Genomic DNA, 23,240 nt, shown 5'->3' with positions numbered 1-23,240 from the left:
TTTAGAAATTTAGTATCGAGAACCATTAAAATTTGTACTCTAAACTTTACTATTAATAATGTCTTCATATATCTTTTTAACGGCTTTACTTAAGTTGGTGTCAAATTCTGGGTCGTTATCTTTTTCTATTGCAGTACGTATGCATTCTTCTATAATGTACCATGCCTTGTTTTTGTTTTTAAAATCTGCTACAGGTTTTGCTGTATAAGGTAAGGCAGTGTACTTCCCTAAGTTATAACGGTCGTCTTTACGGTCCCAACGGCAAAAATCTAAAATAATGGGGATTATTTTTAATTGTTGTCTCGGTAATATATTATCTACTATTTCTTTTTCGCGTCTGGCAATGGCCGTTTTAATTTCATGCTCTTTAATATATTTGGTTGCTAAAAAATTTGGGCTTACCATAAAAAAGATAATATTGGCTTGTTTAAATTTATCTTGTATCTCTTTGTTCCATTCGCTACCAGCCTCTAATTGCGAACAATACCAAGGGTTTTCTATTAAACCATCGTCGTGTAACGGTACTAGGTTTTTTATAAATTCATTTACTAAGGTTAAATCGTCTTTAGAATAACTAATGGCTACTTTTTTCATTTGTCCTTGGTCTTTGTCTGCTAAATATTGATTAAAACTAAATACCGAAAAGGTTTTAAAATTACTATTATCTGTATAATCATAACCTTTTACAGTGTACATTTTACTCTCTACATTGTTGTAGAGTTCGTTAATGTTTATGTAATATTTACCGTCTTTACTTACCATAATGTCTATGATATCGCTTTTCCAGCTATCTCTATCCTTATGTTTATCTGGTATATCAAATGTTTCGCCTTTTGAGGTTGCATCTAATTTAATTTCAGAATGGCGATAATCCATTACATTTTTTTCTTCTGGAGTTGTTGTTTTTAAAACAAAATCGACCACTTCTTTTTGCAGTTTTAAATTATTGCCTTGTTGGTCGCCGTACAATTGTAATGTCATGTTCTGTCTATCGTATATTACTAATAGCAATTGCTCGTCCTTTTCTATAATTAAGCCATTTTGCCAAAACATATAGGATTGGTCTTCGTTGCGCTTAATTTCGACACCGTATTCTTGAAAAATTTCTAACAGAATCACATTCATTAAATAGTGATCGGAAGTGATTACCACATTAGCATAACTAAAGGTGTATTTTTTTAGTAATTCTAGCCAACTCGGTTCGGCTTCTGGTAAATATTGTGGTACGTACCAAGTGTATTGTTTATCTTTTTTGCCTTTGGTTTTAAATATTAAATTAAAAGAATCGAGCAGGGTTTCTATGTTTGTAGCTGTGAGTCCTAAATTATTGCTTTTACCTGCATTTTTAATTTCTTCAGTAATTTTCCCATGGGCTTTTTGTAATTTTTCATTTAAAATGTCTTTATATATTAAATTTAAAAGTGCTTCTGGTTTATTAAAAATAATATTGGGTAGTTGCTCATGAAAGTACAAAATACAACCTGCTCGGTGTAGTGTTTTTAATATGGTATTGTCTGTTTCTTTAAACTCGGTTTTATAATCTTTAAGTGTCCAAACGGTTTTATTGGAATTAGCCAGTTTATCTCTAATCTCTATATAAATTGAAGGATATTTGTTTTTGCTTTGTATGTGGTCTATACGTTCTTCTAATATTTCGAATAAGCCATTAATACGTTGTTTTTTTAGTAAACTCACAGAGCAAGTATTAATTACAAAGTTTGATTTGGATTGTTTAGAAGCTTCTGTATTGTGAGGCGAGTACACTGCAAACTTTTTTAAATGTGCACTTTCTGGAAAGTGTGTATAATATTCTGTACTGTCAGTGTTTTCTAGGTCTATATAGTTTTCTACTAATACGGTTTCTATAGCATTGTTACTAGTGCTTAATTGCTCTGCACAACGGAGCCAATAATCTAATTGAAACACTTGCTCGTTAGCCTTACGGGTAGGATGTTGTTTTGCCCAGAGTATAATATGCAAGGCGTCTGGGCTAAAAAAGAGCTGGTGTGTGGCATGAAAATAGTCTTGCCCACCAAAATCCCAAAGGTGTAGTTGTGTACTCTCTTTTGTTTTAGAAAAGCTTTCGTAGACCAAACCATGTGTAGAGTCACTGTTTTCTGGGTATTTTGTTCTGCCGTCTATAGCTTTATAATGTTGTTGCCATAGAAATAATAAATTAGATTTGCCTATGTTGGTGTTGCCTAACAGTAATACTTTAATATCTTTTAAAAGCTGTTTTTTATACTCTGGTTGGTTTGTGTTTTCATTTAACCAACGTATAATTTCTTGTGCAGAGCTGTTTAATATGTTTGTAGGAATGTTTTCTATTGGATTTTCTCGAATAATTAAACTTTTTAAATGAAGTAGTTTTTTTAAAGGAGTAAGATTAGATATTTCATTATTAGATAAATCTAGTTGTCCTAATTTATTTAAATTTTCTAACGGTTCTATTTTTGTAATTTTATTTTTTGAAAGAGATAGTTGAATTAATTTAGTTAGATTGTTCAGAGGCTCAATATGCTCTATTTCGTTGCTGTTAAGTATTAAACGAGTTAATTTGTTTAATTCTCTAATAGCTCTAATTGAAGATATTTGATTATTGTTAAGAGACAGTTGAGTTAACGACCTTAAACTTTCTAGAGGGAAAATATTAGATATTTGATTAAATGGAATTGATAGTATGTTAAGCTCGTGTAAATTGTTTAGAGCTTCAATATTATAAATTTTATTGTCACCTAATGTTAATTGTCTTAATTTAATTAAGTTTTTAAGAGGTTCGATACTCATTATATAATTACTATCAAGTTCTAAGACCGATAATTGATTCAAGTTTTTAAGCGGTTTGATGTCTTGAATTTGATTATTACCTAAAAAAAGATGATTTAATTTAATCAAATTTTCAAGCGGATTTAGATTTCTAATTTTATTTCTAGACAGTGATAGGTTATTTAAGAATTTTAAATTTTCGAGTGGTTCAATATCTTGAATTTGATTGTCTCTTGCATGAAAATAAGTTAATTTTTTCAGCCCTGAGATAGATTCTAAATTAGTTATTTTATTATAACTAAGATCCAATACTTCTAGGTTAGACAGATTTTTTAATGGTGTTATATCTGATATCAAGTTTCCTACAACTAATAGTTCTTTAAGGGATTTTAAATGCGATAGTGCATCTATAGTGTATAAGCCAATATCAGATAATTTCAAGTATACTATTTGGCCAAGATTATTCAATTGATACTGACTCTTTGGAATTTCTGCTTCTAAAGTATTTTGTAAATATTCTAATTCATTTTTAAATCCAGGAGGTGGAGGTGTAGCCATAAGGTGGTTTTTATTATCGATTAATATGGTTTGCTATAGTGTTATAGCAAGTTATAAAGTAAGCACCAACTTTAGTTAGCGTTAAAAACCTAGAGCTTTTTACTTTAATGTTATAAATTTACACCATGCAAAGCGATTTACCAATTAGAAAAATTATTCATGTAGATATGGATGCCTTTTATGCGTCTGTAGAAGTAATGGATAATCCTGAGCTTAAGGGTAAACCGTTGGCTGTTGGTGGCAGTAGCCAACGTGGTGTGGTGAGTGCTGCTAGTTACGAAGCGCGTAAATATGGTGTACGTAGTGCTATGAGCGGTGTTAAGGCAAGACGTTTATGTCCAGATTTAATTTTTGTACGCCCACGGTATGATCGTTATAATGAGATTTCTAAAAAAATACGTGCTATTTTCCATGAGTATACAGATTTGGTAGAGCCTTTATCTCTAGATGAAGCCTATTTAGATGTTACCGAAAACAAAAAGGGAAACCCAAGTGCTTCTATGCTTGCCGAAGAGATACGCACCCGTATTTTTAATGAAGTAGGTTTAACGGCATCGGCAGGGATTTCTATAAATAAATTTATTGCTAAAGTAGCAAGCGATTATAACAAACCCAACGGACAAAAAACAGTTAACCCTGAAGAAGTATTAGACTTTTTAGAGGCTTTAGATATTAGAAAATTTTACGGTATTGGTAAGGTTACTGCCGAAAAAATGTACCAAAAAGGCATCTTTACAGGTGCCGATTTAAAATCGAAATCTATAGAATTTTTAGAAACCAATTTTGGGAAATCGGGCAAGTACTATTATTATATAGTTCGAGGCATACAGCATAGTGAGGTAAAACCCAATCGTATACGAAAATCGTTAGCTGCAGAGCGTACGTTTAATGAGAATTTGTCGTCAGAGGTTTTTATGCTAGAAAAACTAGACCATATTGCCGATGAGGTTGCTAGGCGTTTAAGTAAAAGTAAAGTGGCCGGTAAAACGGTAACTTTAAAAATTAAGTATAGTGATTTTACCTTGCAAACGCGCAGTAAAACATTGCCATATTTTATTAGCGATAAGGCCTTAATTTTAGAAACGGCCAAAGATTTACTCTACCAGGATACGTTGAATAATTCTGTACGCTTATTAGGGATTTCGTTATCGAATTTAAATACTGAGAAAGTGGTTAAAAAAGAAAAGCCTAAAGCGGTTACTGTGCAATTAAAGTTTGAGTTTTAATAATAGACCTTAGCGTTTACATGCTATTTGTATTAAATAATGCTTTTATAATACAGAGTAAAAACAATATGGTGATGCCAAAAAGTATAGAGGTTAATCTTTTAAGCATTGTTTTTCTTGACAAAATAAAGGGGTTGGTCGTTGTTAGTATTAATTAAAGTATTTTGGTAGTAACTAGGATACCCACAAAATACGTTTTAAAGGGATTACTGTAGATTCTTTTAGTATTACAGATTTATCTGTTACGCCCCAAACGGTTGTTTCTACTTTTTTAAAGCCATCGTTATCCATAAATAAAATACCTACTTTACCGCGTTCTAAATTGCCTAAGGCCATAGCGCGTTTTAGTGTTATGCAGCGTTCGTTTTGTTCGGTTTTGGTAGTTAATACTTCTTCTTTAGGGAATTTTAAATATTTTATTTGTTCTTTTTCTATAGTTTCTATTTGTGTACTTAACATAATGTCTAGGGTTTTTATTAATATAAGTTTTAGTGGGTTTTTATTATTAATAATTACACTAAAATTGTTAATTATAATAATATTATTACTTATTTAACAGTTTTGGGGTGAAAAACCCTACAATGGGGAATGGTTGTATTCTTTTTTATTGTAGTCTTTATTTAAATAATTGTGTAAAATATATTTTATGGGTTTTGTGTGTAATAAGAAAACCAGCTATAGTGTTATAACTGGTTTTTTATAAATTACTGTCCTCGCGTTAGCGATTGAATGATTTGTTTGAGCTCCTCGCAGAGAGCGAGTAATGAAAGCGCGACCCTTGGGTAACGCCCTATGTATTATTATTTATAGAGTTTCGAGTAAGTACTGCAAACAGATTACTATAGATTCTTTTTGTTTTCTATATTTCTGTTACTCTAAGTGTGTTTACCATGCCTTTCTCTTGTATTGGCATTGCTGCTAGGCTTACTAACATGTCTCCTTTTTCTAGATAGCCTTTGTCTTGTGCTATTTGGTTTACGTCTTCTATGGTTTCGTCTGTACTTACAAACTTATCGTAGAAGAAGGCTTTTACGCCCCATAATAGGTTTAGTTGTGTTAGTATACGTTTATTGGATGTAAATACTAATATGTGTGCTTTTGGTCTCCATGCCGATATTTGAAAGGCTGTGTAACCACTATTGGTTAGTGTAGAGATGCCTTTTGCATCTATTTCATTGGCCATATGTGCTGCATGATAGCATATAGATTTTGTTATGTAACGCTTAGTACGTATGTGTGGTGGCTCTTGTGGTACTTGTATTAGGCTAGAGTCTTCTACACTTCGTATTATGCTTGCCATTTGTTTTATTACTTGTACTGGGTATTGGCCAACACTGGTTTCGCCAGATAGCATTACGGCATCGGCTCCATCCATTACAGAATTAGCAACATCGTTTACTTCTGCTCGTGTTGGGGTTAAACTATTTATCATAGTTTCCATCATTTGCGTAGCAATAATTACAGGTATTCTTGCTTTTTTTGCACGTAGTACTAGCTTTTTTTGTACTAGTGGTACTTCTTCTGCTGGTATTTCTACTCCTAAATCTCCTCGGGCTACCATTAAGCCATCGCAATAGGCTACAATTTTATCGATGTTAGCGACGCCTTCTGGTTTTTCAATTTTTGCAATTATAGGAATTTTATGTTCGCTGTTTTCTTTTATTAGTTCTTGTAATACCATTAAATCTTCTGCGTGGCGCACAAAGGATAATGCTATCCAATCTACTTGTAGTTGGCATGCAAATTTTGCATCTTCTATATCTTTCTCGGTTAATGCGGGTTGAGATATGTTGGTGTTTGGGAGGTTTACACCTTTTTTAGATTTTAATGGTCCGCCTTGTATTACTTTGGCTTTTACTTCGCTTTTTTTGTCTGTTGAAAGGACTTCGAAAATGAGTTTACCATCGTCTAAAAGTATGCGCTCTCCTGGTTTTGCATCTTGAGGGAAGTTGTCGTAGGTCATGTAGACACGCTTTTTTGTGCCTTCGAATCGTTTTCCTGTTGCAAAAACAATTTCGTCTCCTGGATTTACAATAATTTCTCCTTTCATAACCCCAACACGTAGTTTAGGGCCTTGTAGATCGGCTAAAATAGAAGCGTTATAACCAAATTCGTCATTTAATTCACGAATCATCTGTACACGTTCTTTAACATCGGTATAATCGGCATGAGAGAAATTAATTCTAAATACATTAGCGCCTTCTTCAAGCATTGCTTTTAATACTTTTTTTGTACTTGTTGCTGGGCCTAAGGTTGCTACTATTTTGGTTTTTTTTCTGTTTAACATTAGTTAAATATTAAATTGTCTTTTGCTTTTAATTGTTCTGCATCTATACTATATGCTGTAACAACTTGCGGTATGTTTAGTATTTTGTCTAAAATAAGTTTTTGTCTATTACTATTTAACTCATTTTCTATTTTTAGTATATAGTTTACTTTTTTATATTCTGGTACTAAATAGTATACTTTAGTACTGGTTTGTTGCGCATTAAATAGCGAGTTTACTGTATTGGTGTCTGGATTACTTTTTACCTTACAACTATTTGATACTAAATTCCATGTGGCTAACTGCGATGGGCTTTCCCACTCAAAAATAGAATAGGTAGTTTTTAGGTTACAGTTGTCTAGATCTTTTGGTTTTCTGGTTAGGTTTATTTGTAAAGCCTTATTTAAAAGATATGCTAATCTATAGTCTTCTATAGTGCAATGTATACCTATTAAAGTATATACTTCTGTTTCTAAAAAGTCATCTAAAACAAGTTTATGAATGGCCATTTATTGCTAAAATTAATTGTAAATATAGCATATAAAACCTTTATTATTGCACATTTTTGTACGAAATAGTTACGCAAACGTTATAGTATTGTTAGGTTTTTTATAGGCATGTTGGTTATTACCTATTTTATATTTAAAGTGTTTTAGAGATCTGATTTTGAAAGACAAAAAAGGCTCGTTTAGAAGCTTTTTCTTCTGCTTTCTTTTTAGAAGTGGCTCTTGCTTTAGATACAATTTTATCGTTTATAGAGAGTTTTACAGAGAAATGACGTGTGTTATCGTTTCCTGTATCTTCATAAACATTATAGTTAAAGGTTTTCTTTTCTTTTTGGCACCATTCTATTAATAAACTTTTATAGCTTATTACTTTTCCTTCGAGTTTTTCGATATCTACATAGGGTATAATAACCTGTTTGTAAATAAACTTTTCGCAGTATTTATAGTCTCTGTCTAGGTAAATAGCGCCTACTAAAGCTTCAAATAAATTACCATGTATGTTGTCTCCAAATTGTCCTTTTGGTATTTTACTTTGTACTAAGTTTATAAGTCCTAACCCACGACCTAACTCGTTTAAGTGTTCTCTACTTACTACTTTAGAGCGCATTTTTGTTAAGTAACCTTCGTCTCCGCTAGGGACTTCTAGATATAAATGGTTTGCTATTACAGCGCTAAGCATAGCATCTCCTAAAAACTCTAATCGTTCATAATTAACAGTGTGTCCTTGACTGTTTTTTATATTCATAGAACGATGGGTAAACGCAGTCTCGAAGTGTTTTAAATTTTTAGGTTTAAACCCTAAAATTTTAGATATGGCCATAAAAAAGCCCTCGTTTTCTTTAGAACGAGAACCGAATATGTTTCGAATGCGTTTCATTCGAGATTTAGTCTAATTTTTTGAATAATACACAAGCGTTATGCCCACCAAATCCAAAAGTATTACTCATGGCGACTTTAACGTCTCTTTTTTGTGCTTTGTTTAAGGTTAAATTTAATTCTTGGTCTATGTTTTCGTCTACAGTTGTGTGGTTAATTGTTGGTGGTACTATACCATGTTCTATAGCTAATATTGAGGCTATAGACTCTATAGCTCCAGCTGCTCCCAACAAATGCCCTGTCATAGACTTCGTAGAATTAATATTTAAGTTCTTGGCATGTTCACCAAAGACTTGAGAGATTGCTTTTAGTTCTGCAACGTCTCCTAAAGGCGTAGAAGTACCATGTGTATTAATGTGGTCTACATCTTCTGGTTTTAAACCTGCGTTTTGCAAACAGTTTTGCATTACTGCAACAACTCCAATTCCTTCTGGGTGTGGTGCTGTCATATGGTGCGCATCTGATGATAAGCCTCCACCTACAACTTCTGCATAAATTTTAGCGCCTCTTGCCTTAGCGTGTTCGTATTCTTCTAAGATAATTGCTCCAGCACCTTCTCCTAATACAAAACCATCTCTAGTTCCATCAAAAGGTCTTGAGGCTGTTTCTGGACTTTCATTTCTTGTAGATAAAGCATGCATGGCATTAAATCCTCCCATTCCTGCAATAGTAACGGCAGCTTCACTACCTCCTGTTACAATAACATCACAATGTCCTAAACGAATATAGTTTAAGGCATCTATCATGGCGTTTGCAGAAGAGGCACATGCAGATACGGTAGTATAGTTAGGTCCCATGAAGCCATTTTTTATAGAAATGTTTCCTGGAGCGATATCTGCAATCATTTTTGGAATAAAGAAAGGATTAAATCTAGGGCTTCCATCTCCTTCTGCAAAGTTTAATACTTCGTTTTGAAATGTTTCTAGACCTCCAATTCCTGCTCCCCAGATAACGCCAACACGTAGTTTGTTAACGGTATCTAAATTTAGGTTTGAGTCCGCAATAGCCTCATCGGATGCGACCATTGCGTACTGCGTAAACCTGTCCATTCTACGTGACTCCTTTCTGTGTATAAAGTCGTTCACGTTAAAGTTTTTTAACTCACAAGCGAATTTTGTTTTGAACTTTTCAGTATCAAAATAAGTTATAGGCGCAGCGCCACTTTTTCCATTAATTAGAGCATCCCAGTATTCATCCTTGGTGTTTCCAATTGGCGTAAGTGCTCCTAGTCCTGTAACTACAACTCGCTTAAGTTCCATAAATTTTAGTGCTTATTTTTTTGCAGTGTCAATATAAGAAACTGCTTGACCTACTGTTGCAATGTTTTCTGCTTGGTCATCTGGAATTTGAATATCGAATTCTTTTTCGAATTCCATAATTAACTCAACAGTATCTAATGAATCTGCTCCTAAGTCGTTTGTGAAGCTTGCTTCTGTAACAACTTCGTTTTCATCAACTCCTAATTTGTCTACGATTATCGCTTTTACTCTTGATGCAATGTCTGACATAATTTTAATTTTTTAGTTTTAATTAAGACGCAAAAATAAAAAACTTTATTTTAAAACAACAGTTTACTGTGAAAATGTGTTTCGAATTTAATAAATAAAGTTCAAGTTATTGGCTTTTACCCCATAATTGTTAATAATTATTCTTTTTTTTGTTCGAAGAATTTTAACATTATAGTCTGTAAAATGAAACGTATTGTAATTTTTGCTTCCGGAGGTGGAACTAATGCTGAAAATTTAATTAAGTTTTTTCACAACAGAGATAATGCTTCTGTCATTCAAGTTCTTACTAACAATCCTCATGCCAAAGTGTTGGATAGGTGTAAAAAACTGAAAGTTAGTGCATTGTCTTTTAATAGAACAGCTTTTACGGGTACAGATGATGTACTTAATATTTTAAAGTTAGCTCAGCCAGATTTAATTGTTCTTGCTGGGTTTTTATGGAAATTTCCAGAGCATATTATTAACGAATTTCCAAATAAAGTGATAAATGTACACCCCGCATTGTTACCAAAATTTGGAGGAAAAGGTATGTACGGTATGTATGTTCATGAGGCCGTAGTTAACCAAAAAGAAACTGAAACGGGCATAACAATTCACTATGTAAATGAGCATTACGACGAAGGTGCAATCATTTTTCAGGCAAAATGTAAGGTTTTACCTGAGGATTCTGCTGAGGATGTCGCTAAAAAGATTCATGAATTAGAAATGGAGTACTTTCCGAAGGTAGTTGAGGAATTACTTGAATAGTTAATTATTTATGTAAAAGATTAAAATTTGTACTCATGTTGATTTTGATAGATTGGCTAGTGTTTTAAGAGAAATTAGTTAAGTAGAAAATCTCATATAAGAAAAGTTAAGTATTATATAAAAAAGATTACCGCCTTCGCGGAAATGACGAAGAATGTCTAAAAAGAAAAAATATTATACCGTTTGGAAAGGACATAAAACTGGTGTTTTTGAAACTTGGAAAGACTGTAAAAAGCAGATTAAAGATTTTCAAGGCGCACAGTATAAATCTTTCGATTCTTTAGATGCTGCCAAAAAGGCTTTAGAGGGTAATTATTTTGATTATATAGGAAAGAATAAAACCTTTAAAAGTGGATTAAGTGCTGCTGAATTAAAAAAAATAGGACAGCCAAATTATAATTCTATTTCAGTTGATGCTGCTTCTAGTGGAAACCCTGGTATTATGGAGTATCGTGGTGTAGATACTAAAAGTAAGAAACAGTTGTTTATACAAGGACCTTTTGAGCAAGGAACTAATAATATAGGTGAGTTTTTAGCTTTAGTACACGGGTTAAGCTTTCTTAAAAAGCATAAAAGTGATCGTATTATATATACAGATTCTAAAACAGCTATGAGTTGGGTGCGTAAAAAGAAATGTAACTCTAAATTAGAACGCAATGCTAAAAATAAACCAGTGTACGATTTAGTAGATCGTGCAGAACTTTGGCTTAAAAATAATACCTATACAACTACTATTGTTAAATGGGAAACAAAAGCTTGGGGGGAAATTCCTGCCGATTTTGGCAGGAAATAACGCCTCCAATATCAACTAATCATTTATTAATCTTTAATAAATTTTCGAGTAAATCTACCATTGTCTTTTTCTATAATTTCTACTATGTAAACTGCATTAGATAATTGAGATAATGTAATTGTGTTACTTTCTAATGTATTTAACGATATTATCTTTTGCCCTAATAAATTGTAAATATTTAAGTTTTTAATAGCACCTAACTCCTTATAATTATTAAGAGTTAATTGCTGTGATTGGTTATTATAAGTAACCGAAAAAGCACTATTAGTAAGCGTATTTTCGTCTACGCTTAAAGTTTCCTCTTGTTTGTATACTATAGAATATCTTGTATCGCTTTCTCCTGTTTCAAAAAACAAGGATACTGGAGCTTCTTTTAGGTTATAGTATGTACTATTTAAATTGTCTTTTAAATAGATAGGAAGGTCTTCAGGGAAATTTGCAGTGTCTTTTAAAGATAATGTATAAATTCCTGGAGATTCTATTTTTGTAAATAGTGGCATTTCATCTTCTATACTTAATGATTGTAGCCCTTGTATAGATAATTTATAATCTGTAATGGCCCAAGATATGTTATCTGGAATAGTACTGTAATCTATAGCATCATAACCTCTATCGTAACCGCTAGTAGCATTAGAGTCGTAGCCTAAACCTAATTCTCTTTCTCTATCCATGGCGTCTGTGAAGGTTAGCCATAACTTTGTACGATTATCTGTATTAGTACTAACTGAAGTACCTGTTTTAAAGAATGTTGACTCAGATAAAGATTCTCTTGCAAAAATACGTTGCGAGTTTTTAAAGACTAAAGTCCCTCCATTATCTACATTTACAAAAAAGCCTTGACCAACTGGAATGTTTGTTTTTGGGGCTCCTTTAGATGATGTTCCTCCATTAGTATCTGGTGCAGCTACTGCGCTAATACCCATCATTAAATTTAAGGTAGCATACCCGTCTTGATAATCTGCTGTGATGTGTGTATCGTTTGTTTCAAACTGTTCCCAGAAATAGAGGGTTCCATCTATAGCAGATAAATTATCGTTAATAAATTGTATAGCATTTAATGCAGAAGGGTATGGGTTTCCTACTAAGAAGTTATTCCCTGCTGTAACTGTGTAAGAGTAATCTCCGTTATTAGGAATGCCTTTAAAAAAGTAGTTTTCTTCTAATAAAGACATTGAAGGTGTGGGGGTTCTACCAGACCCTTTCATAGAATAACCAATTCCTGGTAAGATATCTGTTTCTATACCTAAATAATTCCAACCATAATAATTGCCTTGAACTGCATTAAAACCATATAACCATTTGCTACTAAGTGTTATAGGGCTTGTTGTTGGGTCTGCATCATTTTGAAATGCAAAATTTACAACGCCGTTGGTTTCTTCTAAATATTTAATTTTCCATGTACCGCTTCTATTTACTGGAGAACTCCAGTAGTTATAGTTATATAAGTTTAGAGAACCTTGTTGGCTTATTTTTAATTCTCCACTACCAGAGTTTGCACTTAATCCTGTATGGTTTTGAATTAGTTGAGCTTCTTTTTGAAGGTCTATTGTACCATTTATTACTACTTGATTTTCTACTTCTAATAAAATACCATTTTCTACTTCTAGTGTAGCTCCAGGTTCTACTTCAATTTCTCTTACGTGTGCGTTTGCTGTTAATATAGCTGTAGCTCCTGCTTTTACAGTTAATTTTAAACATTCGTTAGTATCATTTGGTGCATTTGCTGTACCAGATCCATTAAAAAATGTAGCTCCATCCCATGTAATTTCATCTAAAAATTGTAATGTAAAATAATCGTTATCGTTAAATGAAACATTAGTAGCTGTTGCTGTATTGCCTGTTATTGTGAGGTTATAGCCAACTGCTGTAGAGAAGTTGCTATTGCTATCTACTATTAATTGTAAAGGTTGACAATCTTGTTTTTCAGAGAGATCTATTGCAGAGATGTCAAAACTAACTGTTACGGTTCCTAAATCGTTTATTTTAGATACTCTCCATTTAGAGCTTAATTGCTCTGTATAACTAACAGGGTCTGTTGAAAATTCATAATTTGCGTCTTTAACATTCTCTCCCCAAAATAAATATGCTCCATTAGATGGTGCAGATGGTGTGTTAATACGTACAATTCCTGTTCCTCTAGAATCTGTATGGTTAGTGCCATCTGATGCTTGACCTATACCAGCTACTTTATGATCGTAATCTCCATTACCAGAATTATCTTGAGTATATAAATCGTTAGAGGATAAAGATAATCCGTACTTGGCAGAAAGGTAATTATCTACAATAATGCGCTGGGCAGTATTTACTTTAGATTTATAGATAACTATTTCTGGGATTTTTCCTTTATAATTTTGACCAATTTGAAACCTACTTGTACTATGTCTATTAAATGTAGAGGTGCCGTTTCTACTTACTAATAAGTTTCCATTTCTATACATTTGTTTTCCTGAAGCTGCATTAGCACCATAGGTCCATACAGAATAGTTGTAGTAACTACTTAATGATTGTGTTATGTTAACTCTAGCTGACGATCCGCAACATTGTCCTATATCGAAATATGCTTGATTATTGCTCCATGGTATATGAGCATTAAAACGATTGGCATTTAAAGGATAAGTACCATATGTATTAGAACTTGTTTTAGAAACTAATTGTGTTACTGTAAATGTTGATGCTTCATTAGTTACAAAATTACTTGTTGTTAGGTTTAAACCTGTGTACAAAAAAGCTTGAGCATTAAATAGTACTTCGTCATAACCATTAACAGCATTAGAAACTATTGTTGGTGCTGTACCACTTGAAGGCGTTAGGTTAAATTCTGAATAACCAGCAGAATTCTCCCATGATGATACATTAGATCCAGAAGTAGTTAAACCGTTATCTGTTTTAAACCATAGAATTAAATCGGAAGTTCCGTCTGTATTTCCTACACCACCAGGCCCCGTTTGAGAAAAGCTATTAAAGTTAAATAATAGGAAAACGAATATTAATATTTGAGAGGTTTTATACATAATTTGTAAGTATTTACATCAAAATAAAAGAATTGTGTTGTCTTTCTTTTTATAAAAAAGACGAAATCATGGTTAATTTCGGTTAAAAGACATAAAATGACGATAAAGTGTAATTTTGTTGTTTGGTAATTTTTTATTCTTTTGCTTTATTTTTAGGGGTTTAGGTGTTTTTTTTACAGCTAAAACCATTTGAATCGAGTCTAGTTTATTTGAAAAAATGAACGACAGATGCATATTTATCGTTTAAGTGTACAAGTACATTCTTAATTGTGCAATATGTCTAAGGTTTTTTATACTTTTTTTGACTATTGGGGATTAATATATTGTAAGAGTTAAAATGATGTAATTAGGGAACTAAGCTTTTAAGTTGTTTTATAAAAACAGCACGTTAACTTTGTATAACTATTTTAGATTACTAAAAATGAAACATTACTTACCTTTTATTCTTTTTACTTTTTTTTCGTTATTACTACATGGGCAAGATTCTAAGAAGGTTCTTTTTTTAGGAAATAGTTATACAGCATCTAATAATTTACCTTTAATGGTAAGTAATATGGCTAATAGTACAGGGAATGTTCTAGAGTACGATTCTAATACACCTGGTGGGCACCGTTTTTTAAATCATGTTGTTAATGCCACCAGTTTAAATAAAATTAACTCTAATGATTGGGATTATGTAGTGTTACAAGCGCAAAGTCAAGAAACATCTTTAAATGAGGAACAAATGGAAACAGATGTATATCCTCACGCTACTACCCTTTGTAATGCTATTAGAGCTAACAACGTATGTTCTGAGCCTATGTTTTATATGACATGGGGACGCGAAAATGGAGATGCTAATAATTGTGCAACTTACCCTTGGGTGTGTACTTATCAAGGCATGGATGACGCTATTAGAACAACTTATACATTTATGGCAAATAATAATCTTGCTGAGGTATCTCCAGTTGGTGCTGTTTGGCGTTATTTAAGGGAAAATCACCCCGAAATAGACTTATATGCTGGAGATGGATCTCATCCATCTTTAACTGGGACGTATGCTGCTGCTACTGCTTTTTATACTATGATATATAAACTAGACCCTACTTTAATTACTTGGAATTCTAGTTTATCTGAAACTGTAACTTCTACAATAAAATTGGCTACAAAAACGATTATCTACGATGTTATTTCAGATTGGGATTTTACTGTAAACCCTGCCAATTCTAGTTTTACGCCAACAATAGTTAATGGAGAAGTCTCTTTTAACTCTGTAGGTAATTTAGATAGTTATTTGTGGGATTTTGGAGATGGTAATACTTCTACAGAATCTAATCCAACACATGCTTATTTAGCAAATGGAGATTATGTAGTTTCACTAACTGTTACTAAATGTGGGGAGACAAGTACTTCTTCGCAATCGGTTTTAATAGATAATTTAAGCACACCAGAATTTAATTTGATACAATCTATTTCTTTATCTCCTAACCCTGTAAAAAATAAATTATATATTAATTTTATTAAAGGACCTGTTGGTATTGCTCTTCATGATATAACGGGGAAGCTAGTATTAAAAAAAGATGCAATTACAACGGAAACTACGGTTGTAGATATGTCTGCTTTAAGTTCTGGGTTGTATTTGTTAAATATTTCGGCAAGAGATGGGTTTTTTACAACAAAAATTTTAAAGGATTAAGTTGTCTATTTTTTTCTTAAGTGCTCTTTAAATATCTGTTTAATTTAGAGTATGGTATATAACAGGCATATTATTTTACCAAAACACCTCTCGCTTCCATTAAAGGAATGGGTTGTAAAGCTTTTAAATTAATAGTGTTTTTTCTAAATAAGTATGTTTTATCAAACATTTTATTGCCTTGAAAAAAAGACACTTTAAACTGGTTATTAAGCGCAAATAATTCTTCTTGCATTAATTCTATTTTTGCATAGCTTTTAGCAGGAAGCTTGTCTAGTTTTTTACGAAATGTTGACGTAATTTTATCTTCAGAATACCCATTGGTAACTATTATAATAATATCTAAATCCTCTGTTTTATCATTTATAATGTAAGCATTCCAATCTTGCGTTTTATAAATGTCGTTATACTCATTAACTACTGCAATGTATACATCTTCTACTTTTGGGATATCGATATCTTTTTTCATAATATTTCCTGCGTAGGCAGAAATCTGATTTTAAATTAATACTTTGGTTGTGCAAAAATAAGAAGAAGTTATTTTCTATTGATTATATGTTATAACATTTGGTTGGTTTTTATTACAAATATGAGTTAATCTTCAAAAGATAAAAATAAGTAAGTATAATTACTTGTTTTGATGATGTTAATTAGAAGAAATAGAAAATACCTTTTTAGTAATTATGCTTTAGATAAATAGAAATATATGAAATAGCATAGAGTTAATTGAATTAATATGGAAGAATTAAGAATTATAATCATCATTGGAATTTGTGTTGGAATTCTTCTTTATAAAAAAACAAAACCCAATTTTTTAAAAGGTGTTTTAGTCGCTTTACTACTAAGCCTTATTTTGCCTTTTTCGGAAATTAATGCGTTAATAAATATAGCGTTTGTAAGTTTTGGAGTTTTGAGCTTTATATACTCTATCTATAGTGTATTGCACAAAAACTGGTTGAATCTAGTAATTGGTTTAGCTGCTTTTGTTTCCTTTTTCTTTAAAATACAACATTATCCATATACAAGCCTAATACAACTGTTAATGATAATACCAATAGCGTGTTGTTTTTTAAGACTTGTAAAGAAAAAAAGGATGATCAAAGAATTGTCTATTGTAACTCTTTTTGTGGCATATGAAATAAGTGAATTTATGAGATTTTTTATAGTTTAATAAACAAGAAAAAAAGTAAAAGCCAAATGTAATAATCACATTTGGCTTTAGTTTTTATATTAATTTGTAATTCTACAAAGCACTCTTAAATTGTTCTAAGAAACGTACATCGTTTTCGCTTAACAAACGAATATCGCTTATTTGGTGTAATAGCATCGCAATACGATCTATACCAACACCAAAAGCAAACCCTGAATATTCGGTAGAGTCTATTTTGCAGTTTTCTAAAACGTTAGGGTCTACCATTCCGCAACCTCCAATTTCTAGCCATCCAGTTCCTTTAGTAATTTTATAATCGGTTTCGGTTTCTAGTCCCCAGTACACATCTATTTCTGCACTTGGTTCTGTAAACGGGAAATACGACGGACGTAATCTAATTTTAGATTTCCCAAATAACTCGGTTGTAAAGTATTGTAATGTTTGCTTTAAATCTGCAAAGCTTACATCTTTATCTATATATAAACCTTCTACTTGATGGAAAAAACAGTGCGAACGTGCTGAAATAGCCTCGTTTCTATATACTCTACCAGGAGATATAGTACGAATAGGTGGTTGATTATTCTCCATATAACGTACTTGTACAGAACTAGTGTGGGTGCGTAATAAAATATCTGGATTTGTTTGAATAAAAAACGTATCCTGCATATCTCTCGCTGGGTGGTATTCTGGCAAGTTTAATGCGGTAAAGTTATGCCAGTCGTCTTCAATTTCTGGACCTTCACTTACATTAAAACCTATACGCGAAAATATATCTGTAATTTGGTTTTTTACTAACGATATTGGGTGGCGTGCGCCTAAAGCAATAGGTTCTCCTGGACGAGATAAGTCGCCAAAAAGCCCTTTTTCTTCCTCATTAGCTTCCAATTCGTTCTTTAAAGCTGCGACTTTTTCTTCGGCTGTTTTTTTAAGCTTGTTAATAGTTTGGCCAAACTCCTTTTTCTGTTCGTTTGCTACATTCTTAAACTCAGCAAAATAATCGTTTAGCAACCCTTTTTTACCTAAGTATTTTATACGGAACGCTTCAACCTCTTCTTTAGATTGTGCTTTAAATGCTTCTGCTTCTGCGATAAGTTCTTTTATCCTGTCTATCATGATGGTCATTATAAAATGATGGCAAATTTAGTGATTTTATGTATAATACCGTTTGCTATTTTAAATATCTCGTATAAAAAAACACCTTCTGATTAGTGAAGGTGTTAAATTGATTTAATAGCTATAAGTTATTACTGTTTTATGTATACTTCTTTATAAGTTATCGTTTCTCCTTGTATGGTTTCGGTATCAATTATAAAGAAGGTATTGTTTTCAAAAGTAACAGGTTCTGTGCTAGATTCATTTCCAACAGTTATTGTGTACATACTATTTTGTTCGTTAGTCCAAGTGCCCGATGTAGATTCTTCTAATTGGCAAGTTCCAGAAATAACCTCATAATAAGTATACATGTAATTTCCATCGGCATTAAATATTAGAGTTTCTTGTTTTTCGCAATCTGTTAATGTTTGCTCTACATTATTTTCAAAAGATTTGTGATAGGTCCAAGTACCAACGATTGGGTTTACTGCAGGAGGTGGTAGAGAGTCATCATCATTATTACAAGATGTAAAAGTGAGTACAAAAACACTTAAAAGTAAAATTAATTTTTTCATTGTTTGTTCGTTTTTTGATTCTTTTAACGCATCAAACAATGTGCCAAAATTATGTTAATTAATGAATTCTATTTCTAAAAAATAGTTTACAATGGCTTCTTTCATTAAAACACTTTGCTCTCCAGCTTTTAAATGTGGTAATTGCTCTTTTACTTTATAATGTGGCCAGCCTTCTTTATCAACAAAATCGAATTCGTAATAGCCGTAAGGTTCTAAGAGTTTGCAAATAGCAATATGCATTAAATCTAACTTATGGTCTTTTTTAAATTTACGCTCTAATTGCCCTAATTCTTGCACGCCTATTAAATAAATAATAGCATCTAAATCTAAAGTTTCTCCATCTGCAAATTGGTTAGATAGTTTTTGTACTACCAATTCCCAACGTTCTTTTAATTCTTGATCTCTGGACATGTTTATTTTTCCTATATGTAGAAATATTTTTTTGTTATAAAAATAATAATCGCAAAGTTAAGTTATATTTACACATTAAATATAATATTATGGCTGTTATAGATATTGTTTTAGCTGCACTTTTATTGTTTGGCTTGGTTCGTGGGTTTATGAAAGGGTTATTTGTTGAGGTTGCATCTTTGGTCGCTTTAGTAGGAGGGGTTTATGGAGCTATACACTTTAGTAATTTTGCAGCATCTTATCTAGAAAGTAAAACAGAATGGAGCGAGCAGACTATAAATATAACCGCATTTGCAATTACCTTTGTCATTATTATTGTGGTTATTGCTTTAGCTGGTAAAGCATTGACAAAGCTAGCCGATTTTGCTTCTTTAGGAATTTTAAATAAGTTACTTGGTGGCGTCTTTGGAATGCTTAAAATTGGATTGATTTTAAGTGTAGTATTAATCGTTTTTAATAAAATGAATAATACCATTACGTTTATAGACGAAGAAAATATTAACGATTCTATTCTTTATAAGCCTGTAAAGTCGTTAGCGCCTATGATTTTTCCTAGTATTATTAATAATGGGGAAGAGGAACAGGAGGAAACAGAGATTTAAAGTTCCTTAATATCCTTTTGCGGAATCCAGCCAGTTTTTCCATCAGCAATTTTAATTTTTTTCCAGTCGCTTACCGTATCTAAAATTTGTACTTTGGTACCTTCGTGTAATACAAAGGCTTCATCACTTCTATTATTTGGTTCACTTTTAACTTGACTTTCTTGCGCAAATACAATAGCTGCCTTGTCTTTTTGTGCTAGGTTGTAGTTGTGAAAGGTGAATGCTAAAGCAATACAGGCTAAAAATATAGAAGCTAAACTACTTATAAAGTATAATCGTTTTGCAGTAGTAGTGTATGTAAAGTAATATAACAGAAATAAAATAACGAAGCCAAAGACTAAAACAACAGAGAGTTTAGCCCAACCATCGAAAGTGAAACTATTAGTTATTTTATTCATGAATTTTTTAATACCAATTTCTGGTAAGGTTTCAATGGCGTCAATTTTCATGTTATTGGCAAAGGCCATATTATTTTTTATATCGGCATCGTTTGGTGCTAATTTTGCAGCTTTCTCGTAGTAATATATACTAGGTGCAATATGATTTAGTTTATAGTGTGCATTAGCAATATTAAAATAGAGTTCAGCAGAGTGCGAGTCGCCTTCTAAAATGGCGTTATATTTATCTAAAGCTTCAGCATATTTACCGTCGTTGTATAGCTTATTTGCTTGCTCGAAAACAGTATTGTCTTGTGCAGAAATATTTCCGCTTAAAAGAAAAAGTAATATGTATAATAATGATTTCATTGCTTTTATAATCTTTATGCTTAATAAAACTTATCTTATCTGTTTGTCTATTTTATTAATAGTTTGTGCTGCCTTATCGTAATCTTGCTGCATGGTTACAGAAGTAAAAGGCGTATATCGTGCCAGCTCGCAGCTTTCTAGAAGGCTGTCAAATTCTGAAATAACTGAAATTTCTACTTTTCGTTCAGATAATAATGTTTTAATTCTATCCTTACTAAAATCGCTAGTTTCTATATTAAGTTTAGCTTTTAAATAGTTGTGTAATGCTTTTTCTAGAGCAATATAAAAGCTTTCTTTGTTTCCTAGTGCTTTTTTTGCTTCTCCTAAATAGCGTTTTGCTAAACGGTCTGCTTTTCTTAATCTATTGCCAACAACATCGGCATCGCGTTCTGCTTTCTTTTTTCTAAATACTATAGCTAAAGGTATGGCTAAAAAAGGAAGAAGTAGTGCTGTCCAAAATGAGGTAGACTTAAAGAAAATTGTACTTTGTTTTGGTTCTAAATTTGCATTGGTTTTTATAAACGCAAATTGGTCGTTACTAAGTACTACAGCTTGTTTCCCTGAAGCGTTATTTGTGCTAGTTGTGTTTTCTGAGCTACCAAAAGTTGGGCCTTCTAACACATTTATAACTGTTTCTTTGGTAGAAAGACGTTTGTATGTTTCTGTTTTTATATCGAAATACGAAAATGAGATGCTAGGTATTGGGTACTTCCCTTTGTATTGTGGAACAATTGTATAACTGTCTGCTATACGGCCTTGCATGCCACTTGTGTTTGTTTTTATAGCTTCTTGATGTTCTGGTTCGTATACTTCTAATGAGCTTGGTAAGTTTAGTTTTGGAAGCTCAAACAATTTTAAGTTTCCTTTTCCAGAGACTTCTACTTTGGCTTGTAAGGATTCTGTTGCATTAAGTTCTGTTTTAGAGGTGGATAAATTAAATTGAAACTCTCCAACAGCTCCTGTAAAATCTAATGGTTTTCCTGCTTCTGGTAATGGTTTTACATTAATGGTTCTATTACCTGCAGATACGGTTTTGTGTACTTGTGTCATTAAACGTCCTCCAAAGATGTCTCTTCTATTGGTAGGGACGTCTACTGTGATATCAAGGCTAAGTGGCTCTATACTTAATTTTCCTGTTTTTTGAGGGTATAATACAGATTTACGTAGTACAACATAACGGTAATCTTCTCCTTTGTAGGTACCATTAAGTATTTTAAGTCCTTTTATATCTATATTCTGGCTCCAAAAATCATCAAATTTAGGGTTGTCTATTTCTCGCCAATTGCTTACTCCTGTATTTGGTGAAACATACAGTCTGTATTCTACAGTTATTGCTTCGTTTAAATAAGGGTTATAATTGGAAACGTCTGCAACTAGATGAATGTTCTCTGAAGCAATATAATCGGCGTTGTTGCCATCTTTTGGTTTGTCTACAGCTTTAGTTACAGTAATTTTTATAGGGGATGTTTTATAAGTTTGCCCATCTACTACAATGGTTGCCTGTTTAATGGTGAAGTTTCCTCGTTTTTGTGGTGCAAGGAAAAAACTATATGTTTTTTTATAGGATCGTTTTCCGTTAATCCAAGAGGTGCTTACCGATTGGTTTGGTCCAGCTACAATTTTAAAGTTGTCGAAGTTAGGTGCGTTAAAGTTATCTCCGTCTTTATTCATTTCGAAGTCAACGCGTAAACGCTCATTTATTCCTAATTTCTTCTTACTTACTTTTGCTTCAAATTTTATTTGAGCCGAAAGTATACTTGTACTAAGTATTAATAGAAGTAACGTTATGTGCTTTATTTGTTTCATAATGGTTAATGAACAACGATTAACAAAATTTAAATTGTTGTTTTCTATTTGTTTTACCAATCTTTTTCTGTTTGTACTTTAACTCCTTTTGCTTTTTTAGCATTCATTTTTTCTTGAACCTTTTGTTCTTGGTTATTCATTGCTTCTAGCAAATTTTTAATTTGCTGTTGCGATAATTGCCCAGGTTGTTGCTGTGGTTTTTGTTGTTCTTTCTTATCGTCTCCTTCTTTTCCTTTATCGTCTTTTTCATCTTTAGGCTTTCCTTTGTCGTCTTTTTGGTCGTCTCCTTCTTTTTTGTCTTTATCGCCTTTATCTTTTTGATCTTCTTTATTTTCGTCCTTCTTGTCTTTTTCTTTCTTATCCTTTTCGTCCTTATTCTCGTCTTCTTTTTTATCTTTTTTATCGTCTCCTTTGTCGTCTTGTTCTTGCTCTTGTTCTTGTTTTTTTGCGCATTCTTTGGCAAGACCTAAATTGTATCTAGATTCATCGTCGGTAGGATCGTTTCTTAAGGCATTTTTGTAGGCTTCTACAGCTTGTTTACATTCGTTATTTTGCATTAAAATGTTACCTATATTATGATATGCTCTATGTTTTTCGGCCTTGTCTGTTGCATTTTTTGCTGCTTGTTTATTACGGTATAAGGCTTCTTCGTAATTGCCTTCTTTGTAATATGAGTGTGCTAAATTGTATGTGCCTGCGACACTTGTTGGCTTTTGAGATAAGGCTTTACGATATTCCATTTCTGCAGAAATAAAATCATCATTACTAGCCAAATCATTTGCTTTGTATACTAAATCGTTAGCTTTTTTTGTAGCTAATTCTAAGGCTTTATCTTCTTCTTGAGCATAAGAAAATACTGTTGTTAGTAGTAGTATGTAAATTATTATCTGTTTCATTTTATTTTAACTTCGTGCTTTTCTGACTTTTAA

21 protein-coding genes are annotated in these 23,240 nt (G+C 32.3%); 6 read left to right on the top strand and 15 right to left on the bottom strand.

The window, feature by feature from the left end:
* Positions 1–39: 39 nt before the first annotated feature.
* On the bottom strand, positions 40–3,324 hold the full coding sequence (locus tag ACVC08_RS16425) for a leucine-rich repeat domain-containing protein (protein WP_452602862.1): 3,285 nt from the start codon (positions 3,322–3,324) through the stop codon (positions 40–42).
* A 125-nt stretch (positions 3,325–3,449) separates the two neighbouring features.
* Here ACVC08_RS16425 and dinB point away from each other — a divergent pair, with 125 nt between their 5' ends.
* On the top strand, positions 3,450–4,550 hold the full coding sequence (gene dinB, locus ACVC08_RS16420) for a DNA polymerase IV (protein WP_452602861.1): 1,101 nt from the start codon (positions 3,450–3,452) through the stop codon (positions 4,548–4,550).
* A gap of 174 nt (positions 4,551–4,724) precedes the next feature.
* Here dinB and ACVC08_RS16415 read toward each other — a convergent pair whose 3' ends face one another.
* The 6 genes from ACVC08_RS16415 to ACVC08_RS16390 form a co-directional block, all read right to left on the bottom strand.
* Complete coding sequence (locus tag ACVC08_RS16415; RefSeq protein ID WP_452602860.1) at positions 4,725–5,009, bottom strand: hypothetical protein; 285 nt, start codon at positions 5,007–5,009, stop codon at positions 4,725–4,727.
* Positions 5,010–5,409: 400 nt separating this feature from the next.
* A complete protein-coding gene (gene pyk, locus ACVC08_RS16410) occupies positions 5,410–6,837 on the bottom strand; it encodes a pyruvate kinase (protein ID WP_452602859.1) in 1,428 nt (475 codons plus the stop codon).
* A complete protein-coding gene (locus tag ACVC08_RS16405; RefSeq protein ID WP_452599133.1) occupies positions 6,837–7,325 on the bottom strand; it encodes an IPExxxVDY family protein in 489 nt (162 codons plus the stop codon). The genes pyk and ACVC08_RS16405 overlap by 1 nt, the downstream gene beginning before the upstream one ends.
* A gap of 133 nt (positions 7,326–7,458) precedes the next feature.
* Positions 7,459–8,199, bottom strand: a complete 741-nt coding sequence (gene rnc / locus ACVC08_RS16400) for a ribonuclease III (RefSeq protein ID WP_452599132.1) — start codon at positions 8,197–8,199, stop codon at positions 7,459–7,461.
* Between the two features lie 7 nt (positions 8,200–8,206).
* A complete protein-coding gene (fabF, locus tag ACVC08_RS16395) occupies positions 8,207–9,457 on the bottom strand; it encodes a beta-ketoacyl-ACP synthase II (protein WP_452602858.1) in 1,251 nt (416 codons plus the stop codon).
* 12 nt (positions 9,458–9,469) lie between these two features.
* A complete protein-coding gene (locus tag ACVC08_RS16390; RefSeq protein WP_452599130.1) occupies positions 9,470–9,706 on the bottom strand; it encodes an acyl carrier protein in 237 nt (78 codons plus the stop codon).
* A 183-nt stretch (positions 9,707–9,889) separates the two neighbouring features.
* On the opposite strand from ACVC08_RS16390, the gene purN reads away from it, so the two are divergent.
* Both purN and ACVC08_RS16380 read left to right on the top strand, forming a co-directional pair.
* Positions 9,890–10,453 carry a phosphoribosylglycinamide formyltransferase gene (gene purN, locus ACVC08_RS16385; RefSeq protein ID WP_452602857.1) on the top strand — a complete coding sequence of 188 codons (564 nt, stop codon included), beginning with the start codon at positions 9,890–9,892 and terminating at the stop codon, positions 10,451–10,453.
* A 154-nt stretch (positions 10,454–10,607) separates the two neighbouring features.
* On the top strand, positions 10,608–11,246 hold the full coding sequence (locus ACVC08_RS16380) for a ribonuclease H1 domain-containing protein (RefSeq protein ID WP_452602856.1): 639 nt from the start codon (positions 10,608–10,610) through the stop codon (positions 11,244–11,246).
* 26 nt (positions 11,247–11,272) lie between these two features.
* On the opposite strand, the gene ACVC08_RS16375 is transcribed toward ACVC08_RS16380, so the two are convergent.
* Positions 11,273–14,257 (bottom strand): T9SS type A sorting domain-containing protein, encoded by a 2,985-nt coding sequence (locus ACVC08_RS16375; RefSeq protein WP_452602855.1) that lies wholly within the window; start codon positions 14,255–14,257, stop codon positions 11,273–11,275.
* A gap of 421 nt (positions 14,258–14,678) precedes the next feature.
* Here ACVC08_RS16375 and ACVC08_RS16370 point away from each other — a divergent pair, with 421 nt between their 5' ends.
* A complete protein-coding gene (locus ACVC08_RS16370) occupies positions 14,679–15,932 on the top strand; it encodes a PKD domain-containing protein (protein WP_452602854.1) in 1,254 nt (417 codons plus the stop codon).
* A gap of 70 nt (positions 15,933–16,002) precedes the next feature.
* Here ACVC08_RS16370 and ACVC08_RS16365 read toward each other — a convergent pair whose 3' ends face one another.
* On the bottom strand, positions 16,003–16,398 hold the full coding sequence (locus tag ACVC08_RS16365) for a hypothetical protein (protein WP_452602853.1): 396 nt from the start codon (positions 16,396–16,398) through the stop codon (positions 16,003–16,005).
* 267 nt (positions 16,399–16,665) lie between these two features.
* Here ACVC08_RS16365 and ACVC08_RS16360 point away from each other — a divergent pair, with 267 nt between their 5' ends.
* Positions 16,666–17,100 (top strand): hypothetical protein, encoded by a 435-nt coding sequence (locus ACVC08_RS16360; RefSeq protein WP_452602852.1) that lies wholly within the window; start codon positions 16,666–16,668, stop codon positions 17,098–17,100.
* A gap of 72 nt (positions 17,101–17,172) precedes the next feature.
* Here the strand turns inward: ACVC08_RS16360 and pheS are convergent, their stop codons facing one another.
* The 3 genes from pheS to ACVC08_RS16345 form a co-directional block, all read right to left on the bottom strand.
* The gene (gene pheS, locus ACVC08_RS16355) at positions 17,173–18,192 is read right to left on the bottom strand and encodes a phenylalanine--tRNA ligase subunit alpha (RefSeq protein WP_452599124.1); all 1,020 of its coding nucleotides are present in this window, start codon (positions 18,190–18,192) and stop codon (positions 17,173–17,175) included.
* Positions 18,193–18,323: 131 nt separating this feature from the next.
* On the bottom strand, positions 18,324–18,746 hold the full coding sequence (locus ACVC08_RS16350) for a lipocalin family protein (protein ID WP_452602851.1): 423 nt from the start codon (positions 18,744–18,746) through the stop codon (positions 18,324–18,326).
* 54 nt (positions 18,747–18,800) lie between these two features.
* Complete coding sequence (locus ACVC08_RS16345) at positions 18,801–19,157, bottom strand: hypothetical protein (RefSeq protein ID WP_452599122.1); 357 nt, start codon at positions 19,155–19,157, stop codon at positions 18,801–18,803.
* Between the two features lie 89 nt (positions 19,158–19,246).
* Here ACVC08_RS16345 and ACVC08_RS16340 point away from each other — a divergent pair, with 89 nt between their 5' ends.
* Positions 19,247–19,759, top strand: a complete 513-nt coding sequence (locus tag ACVC08_RS16340) for a CvpA family protein (RefSeq protein ID WP_452602850.1) — start codon at positions 19,247–19,249, stop codon at positions 19,757–19,759.
* On the opposite strand, the gene ACVC08_RS16335 is transcribed toward ACVC08_RS16340, so the two are convergent.
* The 3 genes from ACVC08_RS16335 to ACVC08_RS16325 are packed head-to-tail and all read right to left on the bottom strand — an operon-like array spanning position 19,756 to position 23,207.
* On the bottom strand, positions 19,756–20,505 hold the full coding sequence (locus ACVC08_RS16335) for an SH3 domain-containing protein (RefSeq protein WP_452602849.1): 750 nt from the start codon (positions 20,503–20,505) through the stop codon (positions 19,756–19,758). The two genes, ACVC08_RS16340 and ACVC08_RS16335, sit on opposite strands and share 4 nt — an antisense overlap.
* A gap of 30 nt (positions 20,506–20,535) precedes the next feature.
* The gene (locus ACVC08_RS16330) at positions 20,536–22,311 is read right to left on the bottom strand and encodes a BatD family protein (RefSeq protein ID WP_452599113.1); all 1,776 of its coding nucleotides are present in this window, start codon (positions 22,309–22,311) and stop codon (positions 20,536–20,538) included.
* 53 nt (positions 22,312–22,364) lie between these two features.
* Positions 22,365–23,207 (bottom strand): tetratricopeptide repeat protein, encoded by an 843-nt coding sequence (locus ACVC08_RS16325; RefSeq protein ID WP_452602848.1) that lies wholly within the window; start codon positions 23,205–23,207, stop codon positions 22,365–22,367.
* Positions 23,208–23,240 lie beyond the last annotated feature (33 nt).

The organism is Pontimicrobium sp. MEBiC06410, from assembly GCF_053601615.1.
Note: the sequence above shows the minus strand (reverse complement) of the source record. Positions and strands in the feature narration are given on the sequence as shown.

Coding starts and splice junctions, on each gene's coding strand:
- ACVC08_RS16405 (WP_452599133.1), bottom strand. CDS start 7,325: ATGGCCATTCATAAACTTGTTTTAGATGACTTTTTAGAAACAGAAGTA.
- ACVC08_RS16380 (WP_452602856.1), top strand. CDS start 10,608: ATGTCTAAAAAGAAAAAATATTATACCGTTTGGAAAGGACATAAAACT.
- ACVC08_RS16365 (WP_452602853.1), bottom strand. CDS start 16,398: ATGAAAAAAGATATCGATATCCCAAAAGTAGAAGATGTATACATTGCA.
- ACVC08_RS16370 (WP_452602854.1), top strand. CDS start 14,679: ATGAAACATTACTTACCTTTTATTCTTTTTACTTTTTTTTCGTTATTA.
- fabF (WP_452602858.1), bottom strand. CDS start 9,457: ATGGAACTTAAGCGAGTTGTAGTTACAGGACTAGGAGCACTTACGCCA.
- ACVC08_RS16375 (WP_452602855.1), bottom strand. CDS start 14,257: ATGTATAAAACCTCTCAAATATTAATATTCGTTTTCCTATTATTTAAC.
- ACVC08_RS16335 (WP_452602849.1), bottom strand. CDS start 20,505: ATGAAATCATTATTATACATATTACTTTTTCTTTTAAGCGGAAATATT.
- ACVC08_RS16340 (WP_452602850.1), top strand. CDS start 19,247: ATGGCTGTTATAGATATTGTTTTAGCTGCACTTTTATTGTTTGGCTTG.
- ACVC08_RS16415 (WP_452602860.1), bottom strand. CDS start 5,009: ATGTTAAGTACACAAATAGAAACTATAGAAAAAGAACAAATAAAATAT.
- ACVC08_RS16360 (WP_452602852.1), top strand. CDS start 16,666: ATGGAAGAATTAAGAATTATAATCATCATTGGAATTTGTGTTGGAATT.
- pheS (WP_452599124.1), bottom strand. CDS start 18,192: ATGATAGACAGGATAAAAGAACTTATCGCAGAAGCAGAAGCATTTAAA.
- ACVC08_RS16345 (WP_452599122.1), bottom strand. CDS start 19,157: ATGTCCAGAGATCAAGAATTAAAAGAACGTTGGGAATTGGTAGTACAA.
- ACVC08_RS16325 (WP_452602848.1), bottom strand. CDS start 23,207: ATGAAACAGATAATAATTTACATACTACTACTAACAACAGTATTTTCT.
- ACVC08_RS16425 (WP_452602862.1), bottom strand. CDS start 3,324: ATGGCTACACCTCCACCTCCTGGATTTAAAAATGAATTAGAATATTTA.
- pyk (WP_452602859.1), bottom strand. CDS start 6,837: ATGTTAAACAGAAAAAAAACCAAAATAGTAGCAACCTTAGGCCCAGCA.
- dinB (WP_452602861.1), top strand. CDS start 3,450: ATGCAAAGCGATTTACCAATTAGAAAAATTATTCATGTAGATATGGAT.
- ACVC08_RS16350 (WP_452602851.1), bottom strand. CDS start 18,746: ATGAAAAAATTAATTTTACTTTTAAGTGTTTTTGTACTCACTTTTACA.
- purN (WP_452602857.1), top strand. CDS start 9,890: ATGAAACGTATTGTAATTTTTGCTTCCGGAGGTGGAACTAATGCTGAA.
- ACVC08_RS16330 (WP_452599113.1), bottom strand. CDS start 22,311: ATGAAACAAATAAAGCACATAACGTTACTTCTATTAATACTTAGTACA.
- ACVC08_RS16390 (WP_452599130.1), bottom strand. CDS start 9,706: ATGTCAGACATTGCATCAAGAGTAAAAGCGATAATCGTAGACAAATTA.
- rnc (WP_452599132.1), bottom strand. CDS start 8,199: ATGAAACGCATTCGAAACATATTCGGTTCTCGTTCTAAAGAAAACGAG.